7 protein-coding genes are annotated in these 7,417 nt (G+C 65.5%); 5 read left to right on the forward strand and 2 right to left on the reverse strand.

What is annotated here, in order from left to right:
• The 5 genes from WBF82_RS18535 to WBF82_RS18555 form a co-directional block, all read left to right on the forward strand.
• Positions 1 to 258, forward strand: a 258-nt coding sequence (locus tag WBF82_RS18535; RefSeq protein ID WP_424384414.1) for a chloride channel protein, incomplete at its 5' end; no start/stop codon positions are given.
• A gap of 75 nt (positions 259 to 333) precedes the next feature.
• Positions 334 to 936 (forward strand): DUF1707 SHOCT-like domain-containing protein, encoded by a 603-nt coding sequence (locus WBF82_RS18540; RefSeq protein ID WP_424384415.1) that lies wholly within the window; start codon positions 334 to 336, stop codon positions 934 to 936.
• A 72-nt stretch (positions 937 to 1,008) separates the two neighbouring features.
• Positions 1,009 to 1,338, forward strand: a complete 330-nt coding sequence (locus WBF82_RS18545; RefSeq protein ID WP_424384416.1) for a WXG100 family type VII secretion target — start codon at positions 1,009 to 1,011, stop codon at positions 1,336 to 1,338.
• The gene (locus tag WBF82_RS18550) at positions 1,338 to 3,020 is read left to right on the forward strand and encodes an alpha/beta hydrolase (RefSeq protein WP_424384417.1); all 1,683 of its coding nucleotides are present in this window, start codon (positions 1,338 to 1,340) and stop codon (positions 3,018 to 3,020) included. The genes WBF82_RS18545 and WBF82_RS18550 overlap by 1 nt, the downstream gene beginning before the upstream one ends.
• Entirely contained in the window at positions 3,017 to 3,982 is a 966-nt protein-coding gene (locus WBF82_RS18555) for a hypothetical protein (protein WP_424384418.1), read from the forward strand. Before WBF82_RS18550 ends, WBF82_RS18555 begins: the two co-directional genes overlap by 4 nt.
• Positions 3,983 to 3,985: 3 nt before the next feature.
• Here WBF82_RS18555 and WBF82_RS18560 read toward each other — a convergent pair whose 3' ends face one another.
• Complete coding sequence (locus WBF82_RS18560) at positions 3,986 to 5,968, reverse strand: vWA domain-containing protein (RefSeq protein WP_424384419.1); 1,983 nt, start codon at positions 5,966 to 5,968, stop codon at positions 3,986 to 3,988.
• Complete coding sequence (locus tag WBF82_RS18565; RefSeq protein WP_424384420.1) at positions 5,961 to 7,355, reverse strand: sigma 54-interacting transcriptional regulator; 1,395 nt, start codon at positions 7,353 to 7,355, stop codon at positions 5,961 to 5,963. The genes WBF82_RS18560 and WBF82_RS18565 overlap by 8 nt, the downstream gene beginning before the upstream one ends.
• Positions 7,356 to 7,417 lie beyond the last annotated feature (62 nt).

Consider the following 7,417-nt stretch of genomic DNA (forward strand, 5'->3'; position numbering starts at 1 on the left):
GTCCACCTGACGCCGCATGCGGTACCGAGCCTGCCGGCCTGCGCGCTGATCGGGATGGCCGCGTTCTTCACCGCTTCCGTCCACGCTCCCGTCACCGGGCTCATCCTGGCGACCGAGATGACCGGCAACACCAATCAGTTGCCACCCATGCTGGGTGCCTGCGCGGTGGCAATGCTGATCGCCGTAGCGCTGCGATCGAAACCGATCTACGACCGGCTTGCCCAGCGCGCGGCCGACAATTCCCGCCCTACCACCTGAGTGAAGTCTGAGGGTGCGCAGCAGTTTGGCGAACATCCCTTGCAGCAAATTTTGTTCGTCGTAGGCTCGTCACTGATGAGCAAGTCACGGCAGCGAGGCGCGCAGGACCCGGGGACCGCAGTCATGCGCGCCGCCGAGACCGATCGCATGCAGGTGGCCCAGTTGCTCACCGACGCCGCCGCTCAAGGACGGCTCCAGATGAGCGACTACGAGGACCGGCTCACCAGGGCGTACGCCGCGCAGACCTACGACGAACTCGACCAGTTGCACGCGGATCTGCTCGGCTCGTCGGTGAATCCTCAACGTGGCGGCGCTACCAAGCCGGCGCCGTCGATGCTGCTGCTGGCGATCATGAGCGCGTTCGAACGCCGCGGCCGATGGAACGTTCCCAAGAAGCTGACGACGTTCGCGCTGTGGGGCGGCGGCGTGATCGACCTGCGCTACGCCGACTTCACCTCGACCGAGGTCGAGATCAACGCCACCTCGATCATGGGCGGGCAGACCATCCTGCTGCCCCCCGAAGTCAACGTCGAGATCAAGGGCCACGGCGTGATGGGCGGGTTCGAGCACGGCGTTGCCGGCCAAGGCACGCCCGGTGCGCCGACCGTGCGCATCCACGGTTTCGCCCTGTGGGGCGGGGTCGGCATCAAGCGGAAAGCCCGCAAAAACCAGCGATAGGCTTTGCGAAGGGCCTGGTCACGCCCACTATTGGTGAGTGGCCGACGCCTGCGGTTATGCGATACTTGGGCGATGGCAGACAAGTTGCGGGTTAACCCGACGGCGTTATCTGCGGCTGGCAACGAAGTGGCCAATCACGGGGAGGATCTGCTAGCCCGGCAGCAGTCGGCTCATGCGGAGGCCGCGGGCGCACAATCTGGGTGGGTGGGCGCTTCGGCGGGCGCGTTGTCGAACCTGTTGGACGGCTGGCAGACCACCAGCGACGCTCATCTTCGCCGTTTCGGCAAGCATTCGTGTGACATGCATTTCGCCGCTGTCGAATTCGCCGACATGGACGACCGCAACACTGAGGCGGTGCGCAGGGTCGGCGAGGCGGCCCGCGGTGAGAGCCCTCGCGACTAATGACGTTGACTCTGGCTGATATTGATCGCTGGAGCCCGGAGGCCATCAACGCCGTTTTTCAGGCTGCAATCAGCCGCGCGCACGGTACCCGCACCGCATCAGCGGCGCTCGGCCAAACCATGCAATTCCTGGATTGGGGCGGTGACAGCGCCGACGCGGCACGAGCGGCGGCGCATCGCACCATGCTGAACCTCGACAACCATGCCGATGCCTGTGATGCCGTCGGCCGGGCCGCCGAGAAAGCGGCCGGCGAGGTCGTTGCGATCAAGGCGCGGCTGCAGATGATCCGAGACACCGCGCGCGATTATCACCTCACGATCGACAACCAGACCGGGTTGGTAAGCCTGCCCGAGAATCTGTCGTCCTTCTCCGACGCCGATCAGCGCGAGGTCGAGGCTGCGTGGCTTCGGGTTGCCGAGGCACTTACCCGGCTATTGGCCGACGCCCAAACAGCTGACGAGGATCTGGCCGCGGCCATCCGCGGCGCCGACGGCGACTTATCACCGGACCAAGTCAACGCGGAAACCTCGCACGAGCCACCGAAAATGCCGCAGGTGCCGCCACCGGGCACCGCACCCGATGACGTCGGCAAATGGTGGCATTCGCTGACGCCGGCGCAACAAGACCGGCTCAAAGACTGGTTCCCGCAATCGATCCGCAACCTCGACGGCGTCCCCAACAACATCCGCAACGAGCTGAATCTCCCAGTGCTGCAAAGCGAGATCTCCCGGCTGCAAAACGGCTGGCTCGACGGCAACGGCATCTGGCATACCGACCAAGCGAAGCTGGCCGACCTGGCCGCACTTCGCAACACCCTGGCTGCCCACCCGGACGCCAGCCTGATCCTGCTGGACACCACCAGCAATCCGAACAAGGTGCTGGCCGCGGTTGGCGTTGGTGACGTCGACGATGCCGAACGCGTCGGGGTGACCGTGGGCGGTCTCAACACCCGGGTCAGCTCCAGCGTCGACGCGATGGTCCGGGAAGCCGAAACCCAACGCCGCGAGGCAAGTACCTTACGCAGCAATGCGGGGTTGCCGAACCCCGACGCGGTCGCGTCCATCGCGTATCTGGGTTACGACGCACCCGACAATCTCAAAAATGTCATACACGACTGGAACGCCCAGGACGCGGCGGGACCGCTGAACAACTTCTATAAGGGTCTGGCCGCGACTACGAATGTCCCGGATCAGCACATCACCGCGTTCGGTCATTCCTATGGTTCGCTGGTCACCAGCTTGGCGCTGCAGGAGGGCGCACCGGTGGGCGACGTCGTCCTATACGGTTCTCCGGGAACTGAGCTCACCAACGTGTCGCAGTTGGGCGTTGCGCCGGGGCATGCTTACTACATGATCGGTGTCAACGACCATGTCTCCGATGTGATCCCCGAGTTCGGCGCCTTCGGCGCTGCCCCGCAGGATATTCCCGGCATGACGCAACTGTCGGTCAACACAGGCGTGGGCCCCGGCGATGGTGCTCTGCACGAACGGGCTTACGGGCATTCCGAATACGCGCGGGACGGCAGCAACGGTGAGCTTCGCATGAGCGGCTACAACATGGCCGCGGTGCTGGCCGGTCTGCCCAACGATCTCGTCATGCCTCCCGTGCTACCGCCGCCGACTATTCCGAGCGGACCGGGCCCGTTCGGATTGCCCATCCCCAACCCCGCGTATCACCCATGACGCGAACAGCGGCTCTACTCTTCGCGATTGCGCTCGCACTGTCTTGCGTGGTCAGTGCCTGCGGCGCACCGGACCGTAAGGCCGCAGCCGATCGGCTCAAGCTAGCGATCAAAGAGATGCCCGGCGTCCAAGACGCTGACGTGAGCTACACCAACAACTTTGAGCAGGGCGCCGTCGTTCGCATCGTGGTTTTCCTGCCTAACGCGGACACCAAGCAGATCGAGGACGTCGTCGGACGCATCAATTCCGTGCGCGGCGACTCGCTCAACGCGTTCGACCAGAAAGCGGAATTCGCCGTGACGCCCAGCCGGACCGTCCGAGTCGGCCGTGGTGCCGATCTCGACCCGGGCAGCATCGCCGCCGATGCGGAAAACCTTCGCCGGCTATCGGGTGCCGTCGACACCGCGGAGATGGGCATCTTCCGTAACAACTCCACAGCGGATTTGAAGCTCACCCAGGTGACGACACCCGCCGACGACGTGTTTTCCGCGATACGTGAAGGGTTTGGCGACGACGCACACGTGTCAGTGGATTTGCAGCCGGCTTCCAATATCGCGGGGCCCTCGTGGCAAGTGGCGTTTCCGTTCACTGCCGCAGATCAGCAACGGGTCGATCAGCAGATGGCTTCCATGCCGGTAATAATCTGGGCAATAACAGTGGGTTCACACGGCGCGATCGCGAGCTTGAGTGTCGGCGTACACAACCGCGAGACCGCCTACCAAGATCTCGTATCGGTAATCGGGATCACCGGGGCCGGGCCAGGACACGCGCTCGACCTAAGTTGGCGGCGGGAGGGCGACAGCGCCGGCAAATTCCCGGATTTCAGCGGTTCGGTGCAAGTGGGCGCCTGCAATTACGTCCCGAACTCTGCGAGTGAACAGCATCCGGAAACCTATTTGACGCCTGATGCTCGCGCAGTGCAGGACCGCTTGCGCAAGCAGTTCGATACCTGCCCGAAATAGCGGCTATTTCCGACGCCGGGCTCGCAGATAGTCGCCCACCACGGCCGCACCCAGCCCGTCGAGATCGGGAACCACGACCCGACCCTCGACCCGGCGCGCAACCTGATCGATGAACCGGGCCAGCCCGGGATCGCTGCCCAACCGGAAGATGGTCACCTGTGCGCCCAGTCGCGCCATGTCGTCGAAGCCGCGCACGGTGTGGGCGATGGTCCGCGGATGCGGCGGGTAGTCGAAAAACACCGCCGAGCCGTCGCCGTCGAAGTCTTCGAGGTGCGCGGTCGGTTCCCCGTCGGTGACCACCAACAGCACAGGCTGCGCGTTGGGGTGCCGCCGCAGATGCCGGCCGGCCAACGCCAGCGCGTGATGCAAGTTGGTGCCTTGCTCGTACACGCCTTCCAGACCCATCAACTCCGCGGTGCTGATCGTTCGGGCGTAGCGACCAAACGCGATGATCTGCAACGCATCCGAACGAAATCGCGTGCGCACCAAATGGTCGAGTGCCAGCGCCGTTCGCTTCATCGGCAGCCAGCGGTTCTCCATCACCATCGAGAACGACGTGTCGACCAGCAGCGCCACCGCCGCCTGGGTTCGAGTTTCGGTCTCGGACACCTCGACGTCGTCGACGGTGATCTTGATGGCGGGGTTCGGGCCGTCGAGAGTCGAGGTTCCGGCCTGCCGGAGCACCGCGTTGGTCAGCGTCCGGGTGACGTTCCACGGCTCGGTGTCACCGAACTGCCAGGGCCGGGTGGCGCCGGTCAGTTCGCCGGCTGCACCGGCACGGCGGTGGTCACGTTCACCACGGCGGCCGGAAAGTTGTTCTGCCACATCGCGTAACGCTGTTTCGCCGAGCCTTCGCATCGCCTTCGGCGATAACCGCCACTGGCCATCCGAGCTGCGGTCCAGGAAGCCTTGATTGACCAGTGCACGCTCGAGCTCGGAAAGGGTTTGCGCGTCGATGGCGGCCTGATCGCCGAGTTGGCGCGCGAGCGCGTCGATGTCGACGTCGTCCATGGTCGCACCGGGATAACTCTGCGACAGCTGCTCGGCCAGCTGCTCCAGCTCGCCGATATCTGCCAGCGCCTGGGCGCCCTCACCCATGCCCAGAGGGTTGTCGCCGGAGAACTGTGCCGAGCCCTCCCAGTCCTCGCCGGGCCGCGCCGCCTGCAGGTGGGCATCAAGTCGATTCAACGCCTGCATCAGCGTCGGCGATCCGAATGCCTGCTGCGCCAACGCATCCAACTCGGCACGCTGGTCCGGGCTCAAGCTGTTGCGGAACCGCTGCGCAGCGGCGGCGCGCTTGGCCAGCGAATCAAGCAACTCATCGACATTGCGTGGATTCTCCGGGAAGAACTCACCGTGCTTGTCCATGAAGTCGTCGAAGTCCTGCTGGGTGTCCTCGCCACGAGCGTGCTTGTCCAACAAATCGTTCAGGTCGTCGAGCATCTCGCCGACGCGCTGACGATCCTCGTCGGTGGCACCTTCGAGTGCCTGCTTCATGCCGGCGAAGCGCTGATCGAGCATCTCCCGACCGAGCAGATCCTTGATCTGGTCGTATTTTTCGCGCGCCTCGCTGCTGCGCCAGTTGTAGTCGGATAGCTCCTGCACGGCCTTGGCCGGCGACGGCGAGAGCGCGTCCAATTGCAGCTCGCCGAACCGCGCGTCATCGTCCAGAGCGCGGGCCAGTTCCTTACGTTCGGCCAGCACCGCCTCGTCGAGGAGCTTTTTGATCTCCTGCAGAGTCCCGTCTAAGTTATTGCGGCGCAACAGCTCTCGTCGTCGCCGATTGGCCTCGGCGGCCAGCCGGTCGGCCCCGGGCATGTTTTTGGTGCCCCGCCGCAGCAACTCGGACAGCGCCCGGCGCGGCGAGGTGCCCGCCATCACGTCTTGCCCGATCTGCTCGAGCGCCTCGCGCAGGTCCACCGGCGGGGCCAGCGGGTCGGGCCCGCCGGTATACGCCGAGTACCGGGACGAATGCGCTTTAACCATAAACGGTTTCGCCTTCCCCGGACACCTTGTCGACGCGCTTGGCCAAATACAGCGCCTCCAGCGCCAATTCCAGCGCGGCGGCGCGCTCGCCCTCGGATTCGGCGCCCAGCCGCTTCGCGATCGCCTCGATGACAGGAAGGTCGGGCAGCGCCGCGAGCACATCCTTCGCCGAAACACGCTCCCCCGTCGTCACCGCGGAACCGCCTTCGACCGCTGTCACCAGCGGACCGACATCGAGGCCACCGAGCGCTCGAGACGCGGTGTCGGCGGTGGCGCGGCGCAACAGGTGTTCGAGCACGGCCTGCTCGCGTCCTTCCTCGCCCGACTCGAACTCCAACTTGCCGCGCAGCACGTCGATCACGGTGCCCAGGTCGACAACCCGGGCCACCGGCTCGGTTTCGCCAAGCACCGCGCCGCGATGCCGCGCAGCAGCGGCAACCGTCTCGGCGGCCGCGATCGCGAACCGCGCCGAAACCCCGGATCGCTGATCGACCGAGTTGGATTCCCGAAGGTAGCGGGCGAACCGGGCGATCACCTGGATCAGATGATCGGGCACCTGAGCACTCAGATGGGCCTCTTGCAGAATCACGCCCACCTCGGCGTCGAGCTCCAGCGGGTAGTGCGTGCGGATCTCGGCACCGAACCGGTCTTTGAGTGGGGTGATGATGCGGCCCCGATTGGTGTAGTCCTCGGGGTTGGCGCTGGCGACCACCAACACGTCCAGCGGCAGGCGCAGCGTGTAGCCGCGCACCTGAATGTCGCGCTCCTCCATCACGTTGAGCATCGACACCTGGATGCGCTCGGCCAGGTCGGGCAACTCGTTGACCGCGACGATGCCGCGGTGCGCCCGCGGGATCAGGCCATAGGCGATGGTCTCGGGGTCTCCCAGGCTGCGGCCCTCGGCGACCTTGATCGGGTCGATGTCGCCCACCAGGTCGGCGACGCTGGTGTCGGGGGTGGCCAGCTTTTCGGTGTAGCGCTCGCTGCGGTGTTTCCATTCGATCGGCAGATCTTCGCCGAGGGTCGCAACCTTGCGGATCGACTCCGGGGTGATCGGCGAGTAGGGATGCTCGCCGAGTTCGGCCTCGGCGATCACCGGCGTCCACTCGTCGAGCAGGCCCACCAGCGCCCGCAGTAACCGGGTCTTGCCCTGGCCGCGCTCGCCGAGCAGCACGAAGTCGTGGCCCGCGATCAGCGCCCTCTCCAGCTGCGGTAGCACAGTGTCGTCGAAGCCCAGGATGCCCGGCCAAACCGCTTCACCGTCTGCGCCTTCGGCGAGGCGTGCCAGCAGGTTTTCCCGGATTTCTTGCTTGACTCCCCGGTCACGGTGCCCGGCGGCACGCAGTTCGCCGACGGTGCGGGGCAGGTTGTTCGCTGCAGTCACCACTCCACGCTACCGCGCAGTTCAACGCGGGTCGCACCGCTGTCGAGTGTGGGGTTGATGCACGC

It is taken from the genome of Mycobacterium sp. (genome assembly GCF_049673265.1).
In the GTDB taxonomy this organism is placed as follows: domain Bacteria; phylum Actinomycetota; class Actinomycetes; order Mycobacteriales; family Mycobacteriaceae; genus Mycobacterium.